This is a genomic window from Streptomyces sp. NPDC053076 (assembly GCF_044546845.1).
GTDB lineage: Bacteria > Actinomycetota > Actinomycetes > Streptomycetales > Streptomycetaceae > Streptomyces.
This window is the reverse complement of the sequence record NZ_JBITZL010000007.1, coordinates 283,591-300,335: the sequence shown is the minus strand read 5'-3', so window position 1 is coordinate 300,335 and position 16,745 is coordinate 283,591. Positions and strand designations below refer to the sequence as shown.

The 16,745-nt window shown below is 72.5% G+C and carries 11 protein-coding genes, 1 tRNA gene and 1 pseudogene; 5 read left to right on the top strand and 8 right to left on the bottom strand.

Going from position 1 to position 16,745, the window contains the following annotated elements; translation table 11 throughout:
* Positions 1 to 35: 35 nt before the first annotated feature.
* Entirely contained in the window at positions 36 to 1,781 is a 1,746-nt protein-coding gene (locus tag ACIGYR_RS27675; RefSeq protein WP_399603645.1) for a serine/threonine-protein kinase, read from the top strand.
* 267 nt (positions 1,782 to 2,048) lie between these two features.
* On the opposite strand, the gene ACIGYR_RS27670 is transcribed toward ACIGYR_RS27675, so the two are convergent.
* Both ACIGYR_RS27670 and ACIGYR_RS27665 read right to left on the bottom strand, forming a co-directional pair.
* On the bottom strand, positions 2,049 to 3,359 hold the full coding sequence (locus tag ACIGYR_RS27670) for a hypothetical protein (protein WP_399604139.1): 1,311 nt from the start codon (positions 3,357 to 3,359) through the stop codon (positions 2,049 to 2,051).
* A gap of 368 nt (positions 3,360 to 3,727) precedes the next feature.
* Positions 3,728 to 3,856: a DLW-39 family protein gene (locus tag ACIGYR_RS27665; RefSeq protein WP_003999697.1), complete on the bottom strand. Its 129-nt coding sequence runs from the start codon at positions 3,854 to 3,856 to the stop codon at positions 3,728 to 3,730.
* Positions 3,857 to 4,204: 348 nt separating this feature from the next.
* Here ACIGYR_RS27665 and ACIGYR_RS27660 point away from each other — a divergent pair, with 348 nt between their 5' ends.
* On the top strand, positions 4,205 to 4,558 hold the full coding sequence (locus ACIGYR_RS27660) for a DUF6344 domain-containing protein (protein WP_399603648.1): 354 nt from the start codon (positions 4,205 to 4,207) through the stop codon (positions 4,556 to 4,558).
* Between the two features lie 273 nt (positions 4,559 to 4,831).
* Positions 4,832 to 5,593: pseudogene (locus ACIGYR_RS27655) on the top strand (glycosyltransferase family 2 protein); the annotation flags it as partial.
* Between the two features lie 85 nt (positions 5,594 to 5,678).
* Here the strand turns inward: ACIGYR_RS27655 and ACIGYR_RS27650 are convergent.
* Together ACIGYR_RS27650 and ACIGYR_RS27645 are read right to left on the bottom strand one after the other, a co-directional pair.
* Positions 5,679 to 5,936 (bottom strand): ferredoxin, encoded by a 258-nt coding sequence (locus ACIGYR_RS27650; RefSeq protein ID WP_399603651.1) that lies wholly within the window; start codon positions 5,934 to 5,936, stop codon positions 5,679 to 5,681.
* A 74-nt stretch (positions 5,937 to 6,010) separates the two neighbouring features.
* Positions 6,011 to 6,484, bottom strand: coding sequence for a hypothetical protein (locus ACIGYR_RS27645; RefSeq protein WP_399603654.1), 474 nt, complete (start codon positions 6,482 to 6,484; stop codon positions 6,011 to 6,013).
* Between the two features lie 266 nt (positions 6,485 to 6,750).
* Here ACIGYR_RS27645 and ACIGYR_RS27640 point away from each other — a divergent pair, with 266 nt between their 5' ends.
* On the top strand, positions 6,751 to 7,239 hold the full coding sequence (locus ACIGYR_RS27640) for a hypothetical protein (RefSeq protein ID WP_399603656.1): 489 nt from the start codon (positions 6,751 to 6,753) through the stop codon (positions 7,237 to 7,239).
* A gap of 400 nt (positions 7,240 to 7,639) precedes the next feature.
* The gene (locus tag ACIGYR_RS27635; RefSeq protein ID WP_399603659.1) at positions 7,640 to 11,983 is read left to right on the top strand and encodes a hypothetical protein; all 4,344 of its coding nucleotides are present in this window, start codon (positions 7,640 to 7,642) and stop codon (positions 11,981 to 11,983) included.
* Positions 11,984 to 12,200: 217 nt separating this feature from the next.
* Here the strand turns inward: ACIGYR_RS27635 and ACIGYR_RS27630 are convergent, their stop codons facing one another.
* The 4 genes from ACIGYR_RS27630 to gyrA all read right to left on the bottom strand — a co-directional run bounded on the left by ACIGYR_RS27630 (position 12,201) and on the right by gyrA (position 16,726).
* Positions 12,201 to 12,998 carry a maleylpyruvate isomerase family mycothiol-dependent enzyme gene (locus tag ACIGYR_RS27630; RefSeq protein ID WP_399603662.1) on the bottom strand — a complete coding sequence of 266 codons (798 nt, stop codon included), beginning with the start codon at positions 12,996 to 12,998 and terminating at the stop codon, positions 12,201 to 12,203.
* 168 nt (positions 12,999 to 13,166) lie between these two features.
* Positions 13,167 to 13,243 (bottom strand) — tRNA-Ile (locus tag ACIGYR_RS27625).
* A gap of 123 nt (positions 13,244 to 13,366) precedes the next feature.
* The gene (locus ACIGYR_RS27620) at positions 13,367 to 14,113 is read right to left on the bottom strand and encodes a DUF3566 domain-containing protein (protein ID WP_399603665.1); all 747 of its coding nucleotides are present in this window, start codon (positions 14,111 to 14,113) and stop codon (positions 13,367 to 13,369) included.
* A gap of 18 nt (positions 14,114 to 14,131) precedes the next feature.
* Positions 14,132 to 16,726, bottom strand: coding sequence for a DNA gyrase subunit A (gene gyrA, locus ACIGYR_RS27615; RefSeq protein WP_399603667.1), 2,595 nt, complete (start codon positions 16,724 to 16,726; stop codon positions 14,132 to 14,134).
* Positions 16,727 to 16,745: the final 19 nt, after the last annotated feature.

Sequence of the window (16,745 nt, the reverse complement as noted above, 5' to 3'; positions counted from 1 at the left end):
GCTTCGTGGGGCCAGTGGGAGGAGCGGCGGCTGCCATGGGTGAGGTCTTCGCCGGCCGGTACGAGCTGGCCGACCCGATAGGACGCGGGGGTGTGGGCGCCGTATGGCGTGCCTGGGACCATCGCCGACGGCGTTACGTGGCCGCCAAGGTCCTCCAGCAGCGCGACGCCCACTCCCTGCTCCGCTTCGTCCGGGAACAAGGACTGCGCATCGACCACCCGCACGTCCTCGCCCCGGCCAGCTGGGCCGCCGACGACGACAAGGTGCTGTTCACCATGGACCTGGTCGCCGGCGGCTCACTGGTCCACCTGATCGGCGACTACGGCCCCCTCCCGCCGGCCTTCGTGTGCGCCCTGCTCGACCAGTTGCTGTCCGGGCTCGCCGCCGTGCACGCGGAGGGCGTCGTGCACCGGGACATCAAGCCCGCCAACGTGCTCCTCGAAGCCACCGGTACCGGCCGGCCGCGGCTGCGGCTGTCCGACTTCGGCATCGCCATGCGGCTCGGTGAACCCCGGCTGACGGAGACCAACCTCGTGGTGGGCACGCCCGGATACCTCGCGCCCGAACAGCTGCTGGGCGCCGAACCCGACTTCACCGCCGACCTGTTCGCCGTCGGCCTGGTCGCCCTGTACCTCCTCGAAGGCGCCAGACCCGACGCCAAGGCGCTCGTGCAGCACTTCCTGGAACACGGGACGCCCGGGCCGCCCAAGGGCATTCCGGAACCGCTCTGGCAGGTGGTCGCCTCGCTGCTGCAGCCCGATCCCGCGGACCGCTTCCGCACCGCCACGGGGGCGCGCAAAGCTCTCGCCGGCGCCGCGGACCTCCTGCCGGAACCGGGCCCCGATGACGAACTCATCGAGGTCTTCGACCAACTCGGCCCACTGCCCCCGGGTTTCGGACCCGACGGTCCCCTACAGCAGGCATCCGGCGTGACCTTGGACCTGATATCGGGCCCGACGTCGGCAACGACCTTGCGCAGAGCCCCGGAAGAGGGGGAGGGGGAGCGGGCGCAGGGGGAAGCGGGCGCGGGTGCGGGCACGAGTGCGGGTGCGGGTGCGGGCACGAGTGCGGGATCGGGCACGAGTGCGGGTGCGGGCACGAGTGCGGGGATGAGTATGGGTGCCGGCACGAGTGCGGGTACGAGTTCCGGCCCAGCTCCTGGTGCGGGTGCGGCTCCCAGCCACCCTGCCGGTGGGGCTACGGCTGCGGGTACAGCTCCTGGTGCCGGTATGGCTGCCGGTACAGCTCCTGGTGCCGGTACAGACCTTGGTGCGGGTACGGACCCTGGTGCCGGTACAGACCCTGGTGCGGGTACGGCTGCCGGTACGGATTCTCGTGGGGGTACGGGCCCCGGCGCGCCCCCCTCCACCGACTCCCTGTCGGACACCGGTAGCTTCCGGCTGCCGCCGCCCTGGCATCCCGCGGCCCCCGATCCGACCCCTCCACCGCCCCCCGTCTTCGGGCCGGGCCCGGTGCCGCATCAGCCCCCGTTCCGGACCCCGATTCCAGCCCACCTGCTGGGCCCGTCCACCGACACCGCCACCACCGCCGCGTACACGGCACGCGAACCACAGGTGGCGCCCCACACCCCGCCGCAGTTCGCGCCGCCCCCCTCATCCACAGCGCCCACCCCGCCCACACGGCGGGCACCGGGCGCACGGGGCCGTCGGGCGCGCCGCGCGCCGCGCCGCCCCGGCCCGCCGGCCAGGGCAGCCATCCCACTCCTGCTGCTGGCGCTCGCCTGCTACGCGGTGGGTTTCTGGGCGCTCACCCGCCTCTGAACTCGCACCGGTGCCCGTGCTCAAGCCCTCTCCGAGTCCGCCTGCGAACCCATACCCGAGCCCCCTCCAGTCCGCCTCCGCCTCCGCCCGTACCCGAGCCCCGTCCAAGACCTCCTCAGCCCGTACGGAAGGCACCCTCCAAGACCTCCTCAGCCCGTACCGAAGGCCCCCTCCAAGGCTGTCGACCGAGACCCATACCCGGGCCCCCTCCGCCGCCGCACCGGCCCCGGCGCCGACCCGCCCCCGGCCACCTCGACCCGGCCGCCGTCACCGAGCCCGTGCATGGGACCGTCGGGCCGCCACCGTCCATCCGCCGAGGACCAGCAGCAGTGCGGTCCCCGAGCCGATCCCGCCGACGGCGACCAGCCACATCACACGGTCGTCGCCCCCGCCGCCGGTGTCCCCGGTGAGCGCGGCCTCCCGGTCCTGCTCGGTGACCGTGAAGGCGTCCTCCGGTACGGGGCTGCCGGCGTACGCGGGGCCCGCGTGCGCCTGTCCGTCCACCCGGACCCGCAGGGTCACGTCGAACGGCCCCTGTCCGAACGTGCCGGACAACTGCGTGCTGAGGTGCAGGACGAGGTAGTACTCGCCGGCGAAGCGGACGGAGGTCACCCCGGCCTGAACGGCGTACCGGTTGGCGTACTCCACCGGCGGCACCGGCGCGAGGGCGGCCGGTTTCGCGGCACCGGTGTAGCCGAGGGAGGCGTCTTCGACGGAGCCGCGGACGGGATTGTAGAGGGAGAGGTTCAGCGCGCCGCCGACATAGCCGTGGCCCGGGGCGCCGCCCAGCTCGGCGGAGGCGTGCAGCTGCCGGCCCCAGTCCAGCGGCACCTTGTAGAAGCGGGTCTCACCGGGGGTGAGGGTGGTCCGCCAGACTCCTGGGCCCAACGGGCGCGCCCCGGCGAATCCGGTGCCGCCGGAGCGTTCGCGGGGCCGGCCGGTGAGGGGCTCCGGGGTCGCGGAGTCCCAGGTCCGCGGCGGACTCGTGGCGGAGGCCCGCGCCAGGCCCGGTTCCGTGACGGGCGCGATCTCCAGGTCCCACCGCTGGGCCGGGGCCGCCGCGCCGGAGCCCCCGGCGTCGAGCCGTTCGACGAGCAGGTAGTACGTGCCCCCGCCCTGGCACAGCGCCTTGCCGGCCTCGCGCTGCCCCAGGGCCGTGACCGGACGCGGGCTGAGCCCGGCGCCGAAGCGGGCGGAGGCGTAGGAGCAGGAACCGCCGTTCGCGTCCCGGAGTGAGACGCGGATGCCGTCGGTGGCGGAGACGGCGGCGTCCGCCGGTGGTACGGCGGTGACGGGGACGTACGCCGTGTCCTGGGCGGCGAGCCGGAGGCGGTAGTAGAGCCTGCCGCCTCGCGGGAGGGAGCTGCGGTAGGTGTGGCGGGGGTCCAGCGGGACGGCGTCCGCGGTGCCCTCCGTGCCCGCGACGGTCCGGGCGCCGGGCGTGAAGGCGTACGCCCCCGGCCCCGCCCCGCCGACGGCGACCGGTGCGGCGGCGACCGGCGCGGCGGCAGGCTGGGCGGCGGTGGCGACCGGTGCGGCGGCAGGCTGGGCGACGGGGGCGGCAGCGGCGGCGGGCATCGCGACCGTGGCGCAGAACCCCAGCAGTACGGTCACGGCGCGCCGGGCGGTGCCGGACCGACACCACGCCCACGCCGTACGCCCTCGCCCCCGCACGCGCCACCACCCCCAGTCGTCGGACAGCCGCACCGGACCGCGAGCCCCATCCTGCCCTGACCGCCCTTGCGCCATCCGGGCAACGCGTACGCCCGTCCGAAACGCCCGGCACATCCGGCACCGCCCGCAGCCACGGCTACCTCACCCGGCGGGACCCCGCAACACGAAGGTCAACGGGCCACGGCCCCAGCCCGGCCCCGGGCAACACAAGACCCCGACCGCGCGGGCGGCCGGGGTCTGTTCAGCTTGGGTAGCAGATTCGGTATCCGGACTCACGAACCCGTGGGCACGGAGTCAGTCGCCTCCGTCCACAGGTCCTGCTCGGCGCGATCCGCCTGAATCTGGCGGTACACGAGGAGCCCGCCGATGGCGGCCAGTGCGACCAGGAGCAGCTTCTTCACCGCGCGACCTCGTCTTTCCTTGACGTAGGGGACCTCTGGCGCCCGACTATACACACCGACCGATATCGATCGGTGACCTGCGCCGGGGCCCAACTCCCGCCCCCGTCTGCGCAATAGGCCAGGTCGCAAGCCGTTTTGGCCGGAGGGTGACCGCACCCGCACGGACGGTTACCTTGCTCCCCCTTCGCTCGCGCTCACCCTCTTTCGCGGCCTTTCTGGCCTTTTGCGTCCATACGAGTGGTGTTCATCGGAACATCCACGCGCCACGGGCGTCGGTCCACCACTTCGCGGCCCACATACACATCATGAGCAAAGTACGCAAATCGCCCAACCCGAAAGTGAGGGGCCATGACCCAGAACAAGGTCATGAAGCTGTGGACCGCCATCGTCACCGCCTTCTTCGCGCTGTGCACGGCGCTCGGACTCGTCGCCGCGGGCACCGCCACCGCCACCGCGGCCGGCCCCCGGACCGAGAGCCCCCGCACCGGCACCGCGCAGCACACGATCCCGACGATTCCGGCGACGCGCCACTGGGCCTGGCCCCATGCCAGGGCCCTGCCCCCCACGATGAAGCAGCGGATCCGGGCCGAGGCCCACGGAAAGTCCCCGCGTTGCCGCCACCGCCCCCTCACCAAGACCGAGACGCAGTCACCGTCGGAGACCACGTCCACCGACCACCTCTCGGCCTCCCTCGACTGCTGATCCCCGGCAGCCGCAGTACCGCAACGTCTCGACACGACGGCGACTTGCGTACGCACCAGTCGACACGGAAAGACCCCCGGCCGGGTTCGGCCGGGGGTCTCGCGCTGTTTCCCCCCGACACCACGTCAGCACCACACCTCGCCGCCCCGCAGCACCACACCTCACCGCCCCGCAGCACCACGTCAGCCGCCTCACCCGGGCATCGCCGCCCTACGGCATCGTCGTCGTACGTCATCCTCGTACGACAACGATCCGCACCCCGACGGAAAGGTGGTGAGCGCTGCCGTGAGCCGGCGCGTCACCGTAGTCACCGCTGTCCACGGCCCGTCCGCCCGGTTCCTGCCGGACGCCTACACATCCCTGTGCGCGCAGCGGCTGCCCGCCGGCTGGGAGTGGGACTGGATCGTCCAGCAGGACGGCACCTCGGATGAGGTCCGCCGCTACGTCCCGGACGACGCGCGGGTGAGTTTCCGCCAGGGCCGGCCGGGCGGCCCCGGCGTCGCCCGGACGATCGCGCTGGCGCGCGCCGAGGGCGAGTACGTCAAGGTGCTGGACGCCGACGACCAGCTCATGCCGGGCGTGCTCGCCCGTGACCTGGCCGCGCTGGAGGCGGACCCCGGCGTGGGGTGGACGACGTGCCGCGTCCTGGACCTGCTGCCCGACGGCTCCACGGCCGGCTTCCCCGGTGACCCCGGCGACGGCCCGATCGAACGCGGCGCCGTCCTCGACCACTGGAAGCGCCACGGCTTTCGCGCACCGGTCCATCCGGCGAGCCTGTGCGTACGACGTGAGCTGCTGGTCGCCCTGGGTGGCTGGATGGCGCTGCCGGCCTCCGAGGACACCGGCCTGCTGCTGGCGCTGAACGCGGTGAGCCGCGGCTGGTTCTCGGCGGAGGCCGGTCTGCTGTACCGCAAGTGGGAGGGGCAGGTCACGGGCCAGTCGGCACATGTCGACCCCGCCGAACTCGCGGCCCGTACGGCGGTCGCGGAGGCCCGGGCCCGGGCGCTCGCCGACCTCGGCTGGGCCTATCCACCGGCGGCGGCCACCTCCACCCCTCCCGCCCCCGCTCCTCCCGCCACTCCGACTCCCACCTCTGCTCCTCCCGCCCCCGCTCCTCCCGCTACTCCGACTCCCACCTCTGCTCCTCCCGCCCCCGCTCCTCCCGCCGCTCCTCCCGCTCCATGAAGGTGATGGCCTGGGAGGGGCACTTCTCGGCCGCCTCCCGGACCGCCTCGCGCACCTGCGGGTCATCGGCGGCCTGAGCAGCGGCGCCGCGGCGTACGACGCCGTACCCGTCCTCGAACGCGAACAGAGTCGGCGCCCGGTGCGCGCACTCGGCCGAGCCGTAGCACAGGGAGCGGTCGACGGAGACCTTCATGCGTCCTCCAGCCGTCAGCGGTGACCTCCAGGACGTCACTGCCCGGCGGACCGGCCGCCGAACCGGCCGGGCCGCTACCGTCGGCCGCTCGCGGATGACAGCCAGTCGGCCACCCGGCGGACGGTGGGCTCGTCCAGCCGTTCGGCCAGGGTCCGGACGGCCTCGCCGTCCTCGGGGGTCAGGTCGTACAGGCCCGCCTTGCTCAGACCGGCCATGAGCACCTGGTGCCGGCGGCCCGTCATGCGTTCCGCGAGCCGAGCCGGTTCGGCCGAGCCGGACGCGGGCCGCTCCGGCGCGGGGGCGGGTGTCGTGGCGGACGGGCTGTCGAAGAGGCGCCAGGCGCCTTCCTCCGGCCCCCAGAGCGCGACCGCCATCTCCTCCCCGCGCGCCCGCACGGTCTGGGCCATGGCGCCGACGGCGTACAGCACCGGGTCCCGGTACGGGGACTGCGCGCCCATCGTCCAGCTGTCCTGGGCGCCCTCGTGGAACATCGCGACCCAGCGCGGCTCGCCGGGCGGTCGCGGGCACCGGGAACGCTGCTTCTCCATGGCACTCACCCCTTCGTCGACGACCGGCGAGGCGACCGTAACTGACGAGCCATCAGATATCCAGGGCGCGTCCCCGGCAGCCGGCCGCCGACTCCGCCGCGCCGGTCCGCGCCCCCCGGGAACGGGGCACCCGAGAAACCCCCGCGTGTGTGGTCTCCTCGCGTCCGGCGTGGCACCCTGCCCGCGCCCGGTCCGCGGCGGCGGGGCATGCGGCGTCGTCCTGGGAGGCCGTCCCAGGAGGCCGTCCGGGAACAGGAGGCCGGAGGATGAGCGTGAGCGGACGCGAAGCGGCGGAGGCCGGACCGGACACACAGGGGGAGGAGCTGCGCCGGATCCATGGCGCCCGCGCCCACAGCGCCTACGAGCGTGCGGTCGCCGCGTGCCGGCACGCCGGTGTCGGCCAGGACGCGGCCGAGATCGTGCCGACGGACACCGTCGGCCGGGCCGCCAACGCGCTACGGCTGTCGGCGCGGTCGCTGGACGCCCTGGCCGCGTCCGCCCCCGACCCGGCGGCGGACGCCCGCTGCGCCCGCAACACCGCCGCCACCGCCGCCCTGGCCGCGCAGCTGGCCGCGACCCGGGACGGAGGCCCGGCCGCCGCGGCGGCCCTGCGCGCGGCACTCACGGCGTCCCAGACCGCGGCGGCAGCGGCCGGCGGCGCCGCACGGGGGCGGGACGCGGCCCTGAACGCCGGTGCCGGCGAGGCCGAGCGACGAGCCGTCACCACGGCCCGCGCGGCGGGATGGTTCGCCTGACGAATTCCGCTTCTCGACCGCCCGGCACCGGTCCCTCCCCTCGTGGGGACCGGTGCCGAACGGTGCGAGGCCGTCGACCCGTACCGTTTCGGCGGTGCGGTGCGGGTCGAAGAACGGGGCCTGTTTCCGGGGCGCCCGCGGGCTCGCCCGCCGGGCGCGGCACAAGGTGACCGAATCTGACCGAGAACGTTCGGCGCCATGGGCTGTCTGCTCGGGCGCTGTGCCGGTGGCCTGTCCGGACGGTATGTGACGGGTCCGCTACCGGGTTCGGATCCTGCCATCTGTCGCCACCGACTAGGAGGTTCCGATCTCCGGCCCACCCGTTATCCGCAGGTCAGGCGTATAGGGTGAGTTTTCCGGTCCGGACGTCCACACGCGGGGGAAAGTGAGGTGTGGAACCTTGAGTTCCGACTCAGGGGCACGTACAGCCTTCGCCGAGCGGCTCGCGCTGCTGTACAAGGAGGCCGGAAATCCTCCCCTCAAGAGCGTCGCCGAGTCGGTCGTACGGTTGCAGCGGATCGACGAGCGCGGCCGGCCCGTACGGGTGTCCGCGCAGCGGATCAGCGACTGGCGCCGGGCCAAGAACGTACCCGCCCAGTTCGCCGCCCTCGCGGCGGTCCTGCAGATCCTGATCCCGGAGGCCCGTCGCCTGCGTCCCGTTCCGGTCTCCACCGGCCTGTACGACATCGCCCACTGGCAGCGGCTGTGGGAGCTGGCCCTGGCCGGGCCGGTCGGCGACCGTCCCGCGCCGCCCGCGGAGGAGAACCGGCGGCCACCGGCCCAGGCACCGCCCGTCGCCGGCGGCGTGTGTCCGTACCGGGGGCTGGCGCCGTACCGGCGGGAGGACGCCCGGTGGTTCTTCGGCCGGGAGCGGAGCACGAACACCCTCGTCGCCCAGCTCCGCAGGGCCGAACGGTCCGGCGGACTGATCATGCTGGTCGGCGCATCGGGAGCCGGAAAGTCGTCCCTGCTGAACGCCGGTCTGGTCCCCGCGATCCGGGGCGGTGCCCTGAACACCGCCTTGGCCGCCGGCCAGAACGGCCCGACGGCCGACGGAGCGGTCCATGCCCGACCGGGACATGAGCAGGAGCAGGGGCCGAAGCAGGAGCAGGACCGGAACACGACGGCCACCACGCCCCGCCCGGCACAGGACGGAACGGCCAGCGCGCCCCGAACCGCACAGGACGGAGCGGCCACCACGCCCCGAACGGCACAGGACGGAGCGGCCACGGCGCCCCGCCCCGCCCGACCGGCACAGGACGGCCCCTCGTCCCAGGCCCGACAGCAGTCCGGCGAGCCCTCCCAGGACACCCCGCCCCCCACCGATCCCCTCGTCGATCCCCCGGGCCCCGTCCTGCAGTTCGTCCCAGGCGCCGACCCGCTGGGTGAACTGGTACGCCGTATACCCGAACTCGCCGCCGTCGCCGCCGAAGCGCTCGTGGCCGAGCGGGAGGCGTCGGAGAACCCGGCGTTGCCCGGCTGCGACGCCCCGCATGTCGTCCGCGCCGTGCGCGAGGCGGTCGCGGCCTGGGCCCGCCGCGCGAACGCCCCGGACGACCGGCCGGTCGTCATCGTGGACCAGTTCGAGGAGACGTTCACCCTCTGCTCCGACGAGGCGGAGCGGCGCACCTTCATCCAGTTCCTGCACTCCGCCTGCACCCCGTTCGCCGGCCCCGGCGCGCCCGCCCCCGTCCGGATCGTCCTCGGCATCCGGGCCGACTTCTACGAGCAGTGCCTCGGCTATCCGGAACTGTCCGACGCGCTCCAGCACCGCCACATGGTGCTCGGCCCGCTGACCAGCAGCGAGCTGCGCGAGGCGGTGACCGGTCCGGCCAAGGCGGTGGGGCTTGAGCTGGAGCCGGGGCTCGCCGAGCTGATCGTGCGCGAGGTGAGCGCCGACGGGCCGCGCGGCGCGCACGACGCGGGCGTGCTCCCGCTGCTCTCGCACGCCCTGCTGGCCACCTGGCAGCGCCGGAAGGGCGGCAGGCTGACCCTGGCCGGCTACCGCGCGGCGGGCGGCATCCAGGGCGCGGTGGCCGCGACCGCCGAGCGTGCCTGGTCCGGCCTGGACCCCGCGGCCCGTACCGCCGCCCGGCTGCTCCTGCTGCGCCTGGTCCGGCTGGGCGAGGACACCCAGGCCACGCGCCGGCGCGGCACCCGGCGGCAACTGGCGGAGGAGTCGGCGGACCCCGGCAAGACGGAGGAGTCGCTGGAGGCCCTGGTACAGGCCCGGCTGGTGACACTGGACGCGGACACCGTGGAGATCACCCACGAGGCGCTGCTGCACGCCTGGCCCCGACTGCGGCACTGGATCGACGAGGGCCGGGGCGACCACCTGCTGCGCCAGCGACTGGAGGAGGACGGCCGGTCCTGGGAGGACTCCGGCCGGGACAACTCGCTGCTGTACCGGGGATCCCGGCTGGAGCAGGCGCGCAGTTGGGCCCGGTCGGCCGGTGACACCTATCTGACCCGCAGCGCCGTGGAGTTCCTGGCCGCCTCGGTGCGGCTGCGCAAGCGCACGGTGTGGCTGAGCAGGGCCGCGGTGGCGGCGCTGGTGGTGCTGGCCGTCCTCGCCGCCGGTTCCGCCGTGATCGCCTCGAAGCAGCGCGACGACGCCGTGTTCGAGCAGGTGCTCGCCGAGGCCGACCGGGTCCAGCACACGGATCCGTCCCTGGCCGCCCAGCTCGATCTGGTCGCGCACCGGTTGCGCCCCGGTGACGAGGGCACGTACAGCCGTCTGATCTCGATCGTGAACGCGCCGCTCGCCAGGCCGCTGTCCGGCCACACCGGTGCCGTCTACCTCACCTCGTTCAGCCCGGACGGCAAGACGCTGGCCACGGCCAGCTACGACCGCACGGTCCGGCTGTGGAACGTGACCGACCCGAACCGTCCGGCCCCGCTCGGCAAGCCCCTCAGCGGTCATGACAGCTGGGTGAGCAGCGCCGTCTTCAGCCCGGACGGGCACACCCTGGCCAGCGCGGGCGACGACGGCACCGTCCGGCTGTGGGACGTCACCGACCCCGCCCACGCCGTACCGCTCGGCAAGCCGCTCACCGGGCACCGGGGCACCATCTACCTGGTCGCCTTCAGCCCGGACGGGCACACACTGGCCACGGCCGGCGAGGACCGCACGGTGCGGCTGTGGGACGTGACCGATCCGCGCCGGCCCGGCGCGCGGGCCACGCTGCGCGGCCACACCGCCCCGGTGCGCTCGGTGGCGTTCAGCCCGGACGGGCACACACTGGCCACGGCCGGCGACGACGACACGGTCCGGCTGTGGAACGTCCCGGCCGCGCGCCGGCCCGAGCCGCTCACGACGCTGCGCGGACACACCGACCTGGTGCACTCGGTGGCCTTCAGCCCCGACGGGCACACACTGGCCAGCGGCAGCGCGGACGACACCATCCGGCTGTGGGACGTCACCGTCCCCGGCCGCTCGACGCCGATCGGCTCCCCGCTGACCAGCCACACCGGACCGATCTGGTCGGTGGCGTTCAGTCCCGACGGCGGGCGGCTGGCCGCGGCGAGCGCGGACAGCACGGCGAGCCTGTGGAACGTCAGCGATCCGGCGTCCCCGTCCCAGGTCGGCGAGCCGCTCGCGGGCAGCAGCGGCGAGATGTACGCCCTGGGGTTCAGCCCGGACGGGCGGACCCTCGCCACCGGCAGCGGGGACGGCAAGGTGCGCCTGTGGTCGGTCCCGACCTCGGACATGATCGGCCGGAGTGGCGCGTTCCGGCCCGACGGCCAGGTTCTGGCCACGGCCGCCCGGGACGGCAGGGTGCGACTGTGGAACGTGACGCGGACCGGCCGGCCCGTACCGCTCGGCAAACCGTTCATGCCCGCCGACGGCGACCAGCACACGCTGGTGTTCTCCCCCGACGGCCACACCCTCGCCGTTCTCGCCGGCGACCGGAAGGTGCGGCTGTGGAACGTCACCGACCCCTCCCACCCGGTCGTCGCGGGCCCTCCGCTGTCCCTGCGGACCCGTTTCATGGGCCCCGACGCACTGGCCTACAGCCCGGACGGGCGCACCGTGGCGACCGCCTACGACGACCGCACCATCCAGCTGTGGAACGTCACGGACCCCGCGCACGCCGTACCGGTCGGCAAGCCGATCACCGGGCACCGGGGCTACATCAACTCCCTCGCCTTCAGCCCGGACGGCCAGACCCTGGCCAGCGGCAGCGCCGACAGCACGATCAGGCTGTGGAACGTCACCGACCCCGCGCACGCCGTACCGGTCGGCAAGCCGATCACCGGACACTCCGGTCCCGTCAACGCCCTGGTCTACAGCGCGGACGGGCGCACCCTGGCCAGCGGCGGCAACGACAACACGGTCCGGCTGTGGAACGTCACCGACCCGGCCTCGGCGAGCGCGCTGGGCGACCCGCTCACCGGTCACACCGAGGCGGTCACGTCCCTGACCCTCAGCGCCGACGGGCGCACCCTGGCCAGCGGCGGCAACGACAACACGGTCCGGCTGTGGAACGTCACCGACCCGGCCTCGGCGACGGCCATCGGCCAGTCGATGAGCCCGAACGCCAAGACGGGGAACTTCCTCTCCTTCAGTCCCAACAGCCACGTCCTCGGCGTCTCCAGCGGCACCGACACGGTGCGCCTGTGGAGCCTGGACGCGGACTCGGCGATCCGGCACATCTGTTCGGTCACCCGGGGCGTGCTGACCCCGCAGCGGTGGCATGAGTACCTGCCACGCCTGTCCTACGACCCCCCGTGTGGTCGATGATCGGCCAACATGCCCGAATCCCGCCGGACTTGGCCCCACGGAACCGACAACCTTGTTACCCTTGGCCATAGCCCGATCGCTGGTGCATCCCCCGTCGCCAGCGGTCGGGCGTTTTCATGACACCGTGATCACGAAAGACGGCACGCCTCGGCCGCCGGCCCGCCCCCCGGGCCCTGCGAACTGACAAGGCTTACTTCGCCGCTCTACAGCACCCGTCCTACTCCTCCGGGTCCCACGCGCGAAGCAGATCGAACAAACCTGCGTCTCCCTCGATCTGCAGGGAGTCCGCCGGGATACGGCCGTACAGAAAGAGAACCAGCTCACTGGCCGTGCCGCGAACGGAGACGCCAGCCGCGTTCGGGCCCTCGTCGGCAGCGGCGACAGACGTCGTGCCGGGCGCGGAGATACGGGTGGAGCGTGCGCCGTCGCCGTCGACCGTGAGGCACCAGGAGTGGCCCTCGGTGGCGTGGAAGTCGAAGGCGTTGGGCTCGTGCGGCCAGGCACTCGTCGTGGCGACGCAGGTGGACAGGAACTCCTCGACACCGTCGAGCGCCACCTCGTCCGGCAGCGGCTCAGGGGCACCCACAGTGACCTGGGCGTCGTAGGTGTGCACCGCGATCTGCTGGAGCTGGTGCCGGGCGACGGCACCACAGGTCTGCGGCGACTGGGACGCACCCCACCACGTCCAGCAACCGCGATCCGGGCCGGCCTTCCGCAATGCGTCCAGCAGTTGCTCCGTGGACTCCGCCAACCAGGCCGGCAGGGCCTCGCGCTCCCGAGGCGCAGCCGGGGCGCCCTCCGCTGCGGACTTGGCCGGAGCAGGCCCCGCGGCGACGGTGGCGGCCCAGGCCCGGCGCCCCTCGCCGATGTGCTGCGCCAGATCGAACAGCGTCCACTCGGGGCAGGTCGGCACCTGTACGTCGAGGCTGGGCGCGGAGGCGACCGCGGCGCGGAAGGCAGTCGACCGTTCGTCGATCAGTCGCAACAGAACGGGAAACGTAAGGGGCGTCGTCACATGGACTCTTTATCACCGTGTTCCGACAGTCGGACAGTGATTTTCACAGCCGAGGCCGGCGGCCGACGAACGGTGCCCTCTGCGCGCCTGCTGACGCGGTCCCGGCCGTTGGTGTCAACCGTGGGTGTCAAAAGACCCCTGGCCCTAGGGGACCGGGGGTCTTTTCGATGGTGGGGCTAACAGGATTTGAACCTGTGGCCTCATCCTTATCAGGGATGCGCTCTAACCAACTGAGCTATAGCCCCGCCGCGCTCTGCGGTGTATGTCCCGCGCGCTGACTCCTGAAGATTAGCGCACGACCACGCCAGTCCCAAAATCGGTTGCCGGGGACGGTCAGGTCAGGGGCCCGCGGTCGGTCGCGGAGGCCGTCACTCGTCCTCCGCCAGGGTCAGCTCGATGCCGCCCACGAAGCCGGCGGAGAGGTTGTAGATGAACGCGCCGAGCGTGGCGAGCGCCGTGGCCAGGACCACGTCGATGACCGCGATGATCGTCGTGAACATCAGCACGTGGGGGAGCGAGAGGAACGCCTGGAGGTCGAACCCGTTCGCCTCGTTCGAGCCGGTCGCCTCCGAGATCGTGCCGCCGACCGTCGAGAACACGCCCATCGCGTCCATGACCATCCACAGCACCGCCGAGGCGACGATCGTGCAGATGCCGAGCGCGATGGAGAGCAGGAAGCTGACCTTCATCACCGACCACGGGTCGGCCTTGGCCACCCGCAGCCGCGCCTTGCGGGTCCGCGGCGCCGTCCGCACACCGGTCCGCGGCTTGCGGACCGCCCCGGCGGGGGCCTGCGCCGGGTACGCCTGCGGCGGGTGGTACGGCCCGTCGGGCTGCTCCGGACGCCGCTCACCGGGAAGCGGAGACGCCGGCCGCGCCTCACCGGCCGGGGCCGGGCCTCGGGTGTCCGCCACAGTTCCCCCTTGGGATGCCCGCTGGGATTCCTGCGTGCCGGAAGGGTCCGACACGGAAGCCTTCACCGGCTTCAGGTTGGTCGTGTGCGGGTCGTGCGGGTCGTTCGCACTCGCCGCACGCGCGGCGGAGCCACGGCCGCCGCCGTCCGTTTCCGTACCCGTGGAGGTACCGGCCGATCCGGCGCCCGTGGCTCCGCTCACGATGACTCACTCCTCGTGCTACTCGGCCGAGGGCGCCTCACCCTCGTCCGTGCCGGCGGTCGCGGCGGCCTCGGCGGTCTCGTCCACGGCCACATCGCCGTCGACTTCCTCCGCCTCGCGCCCGGCCTCGGCGTTACGTGCGATACCGACCACGGCATCGCGCTTGCCCAGGTTGATCAGTTGGACGCCCATGGTGTCACGGCCCGTCTCCCTGACCTCGTTGACTCGCGTACGAATCACACCGCCGGAGAGGGTGATCGCGAGGATTTCGTCGTTCTCCTCGACAATCAGCGCGCCGACGAGTGAACCACGGTCCTCCACGATCTTGGCGGCCTTGATACCGAGGCCGCCGCGGCCCTGGACGCGGTACTCGTCGACGGCGGTCCGCTTCGCGTACCCACCGTCGGTGGCAGTGAACACGAACGTACCGGCTCGAACAACATTCATCGAGAGAAGCTCGTCGCCCTCCCGGAAACTCATCCCCTTGACACCGGAGGTGGCACGGCCCATCGGGCGAAGGGTGTCGTCCGATGCGGTGAACCGGATCGACTGCGCCTTCTTGCTGACCAGCAGCAGATCGTCGTCGGCCGAGACCAGCTCGGCACCGATCAGCTCGTCGTCCGAACCGTCCTCGCGCTCGCGCAGGTTGATCGCGATGACACCGCCGGAGCGGGGCGAATCGTAATCCTTCAGAGGCGTCTTCTTGACCAGGCCGGCCTTCGTGGCGAGGACCAGGTACGGCGCCGCGTCGTAGTCACGGATGGCGAGGATCTCGGCGATCGCCTCGTCCGGCTGGAAGGCCAGCAGGTTCGCCACGTGCTGCCCGCGCGCGTCCCGGCCGGCGTCCGGCAGTTCGTACGCCTTCGCCCGGTACACCCGGCCCTTGTTGGTGAAGAACAGCAGCCAGTGGTGCGTGGTGGAGACGAAGAAGTGGTCGACGATGTCGTCTTCCTTCAGCTTCGTGCCGCGCACGCCCTTGCCGCCGCGCTTCTGCGCCCGGTAGTCGTCCGTCTTCGTCCGCTTGACGTAGCCGCCGCGCGAGACGGTGACGACGATGTCCTCCTCGGCGATCAGGTCCTCGATGGACATGTCACCGTCGTAGGGCACCAGCATCGTCTTGCGGTCGTCGCCGTACTTCTCGACGATCGCGGCCAGCTCCTCGCTGACGATCCCGCGCTGGCGGACCGGCGAGGCGAGGATCTTGTTGTACTCGGTGATCTTCGCCTGGAGTTCGTCGTGCTCCTGGACGATCTTCTGGCGCTCCAGGGCGGCCAGGCGGCGCAGCTGCATCTCGAGGATGGCGTTGGCCTGGATCTCGTCGATCTCCAGCAGGCCCATCAGGCCGGTGCGCGCGACGTCCACGGTCTCGCTGCGCCGGATCAGCGCGATGACCTCGTCGATCGCGTCCAGCGCCTTCAGCAGACCACGCAGGATGTGTGCGCGCTCCTCGGCCTTGCGCAGCCGGAACCGGGTCCGGCGGACGATGACCTCGATCTGGTGCGTCACCCAGTGCCGGATGAACGCGTCCAGCGACAGCGTGCGCGGTACGCCGTCGACCAGCGCCAGCATGTTGGCGCCGAAGTTCGTCTGCAGGTCGGTGTGCTTGTACAGGTTGTTCAGCACGACCTTGGCGACCGCGTCCCGCTTGAGGACGATCACCAGACGCTGGCCGGTCCGCGACGACGTCTCGTCACGGACGTCCGCGATGCCGCCGATCTTGCCGTCCTTCACCAGGTCGGCGATCTTCTGCGCCAGGTTGTCCGGGTTCACCTGGTACGGCAGCTCGGTGACCACCAGGCACTGACGGCCCTGGATCTCCTCGACCTCCACCACCGCGCGCATGGTGATGGAGCCGCGCCCGGTGCGGTACGCCTCCTCGATGCCCTTGCGACCCACGACGAGCGCGCCGGTCGGGAAGTCGGGGCCCTTGATGCGCTCCATGAGCGCGTCCAGCAGCTCCTCGTGCGAGACGTCCGGGTTCTCCAGGTACCACTGGGCGCCGGCCGCGACCTCGCGCAGGTTGTGCGGCGGGATGTTGGTGGCCATGCCGACCGCGATACCGGCCGAGCCGTTGATCAGCAGGTTCGGGAAACGGGCCGGCAGGACGGTCGGCTCCTGGGAGCGGCCGTCGTAGTTGTCCGTGAAGTCGACGGTGTCCTCGTCGATGTCCCGGACCATCTCCATCGACAGCGGCGCCATCTTGCACTCGGTGTAGCGCATCGCCGCCGCCGGGTCGTTGCCCGGGGAGCCGAAGTTGCCGTTGGAGTCCACCAGCGGCATCCGCATCGACCACGGCTGGGCGAGGCGCACCAGGGCGTCGTAGATGGAGGAGTCACCGTGCGGGTGGTAGTTGCCCATGACGTCGCCGACGACACGGGCGCACTTGTAGAAACCGCGCTCGGGGCGGTAGCCGCCGTCGTACATGGCGTACAGCACGCGGCGGTGGACGGGCTTGAGACCGTCCCGGACGTCGGGCAGCGCACGGGACACGATGACGGACATCGCGTAGTCCAGGTACGAGCGCTGCATCTCCGTCTCGAGCCCGACGGGCTCGACACGCATCACGAGTTCGCCGCCCTCTTCCGGGGTGACGGGAGTGTTCTCGTCGGCCATTGCTGGTGAAGATCCTTCC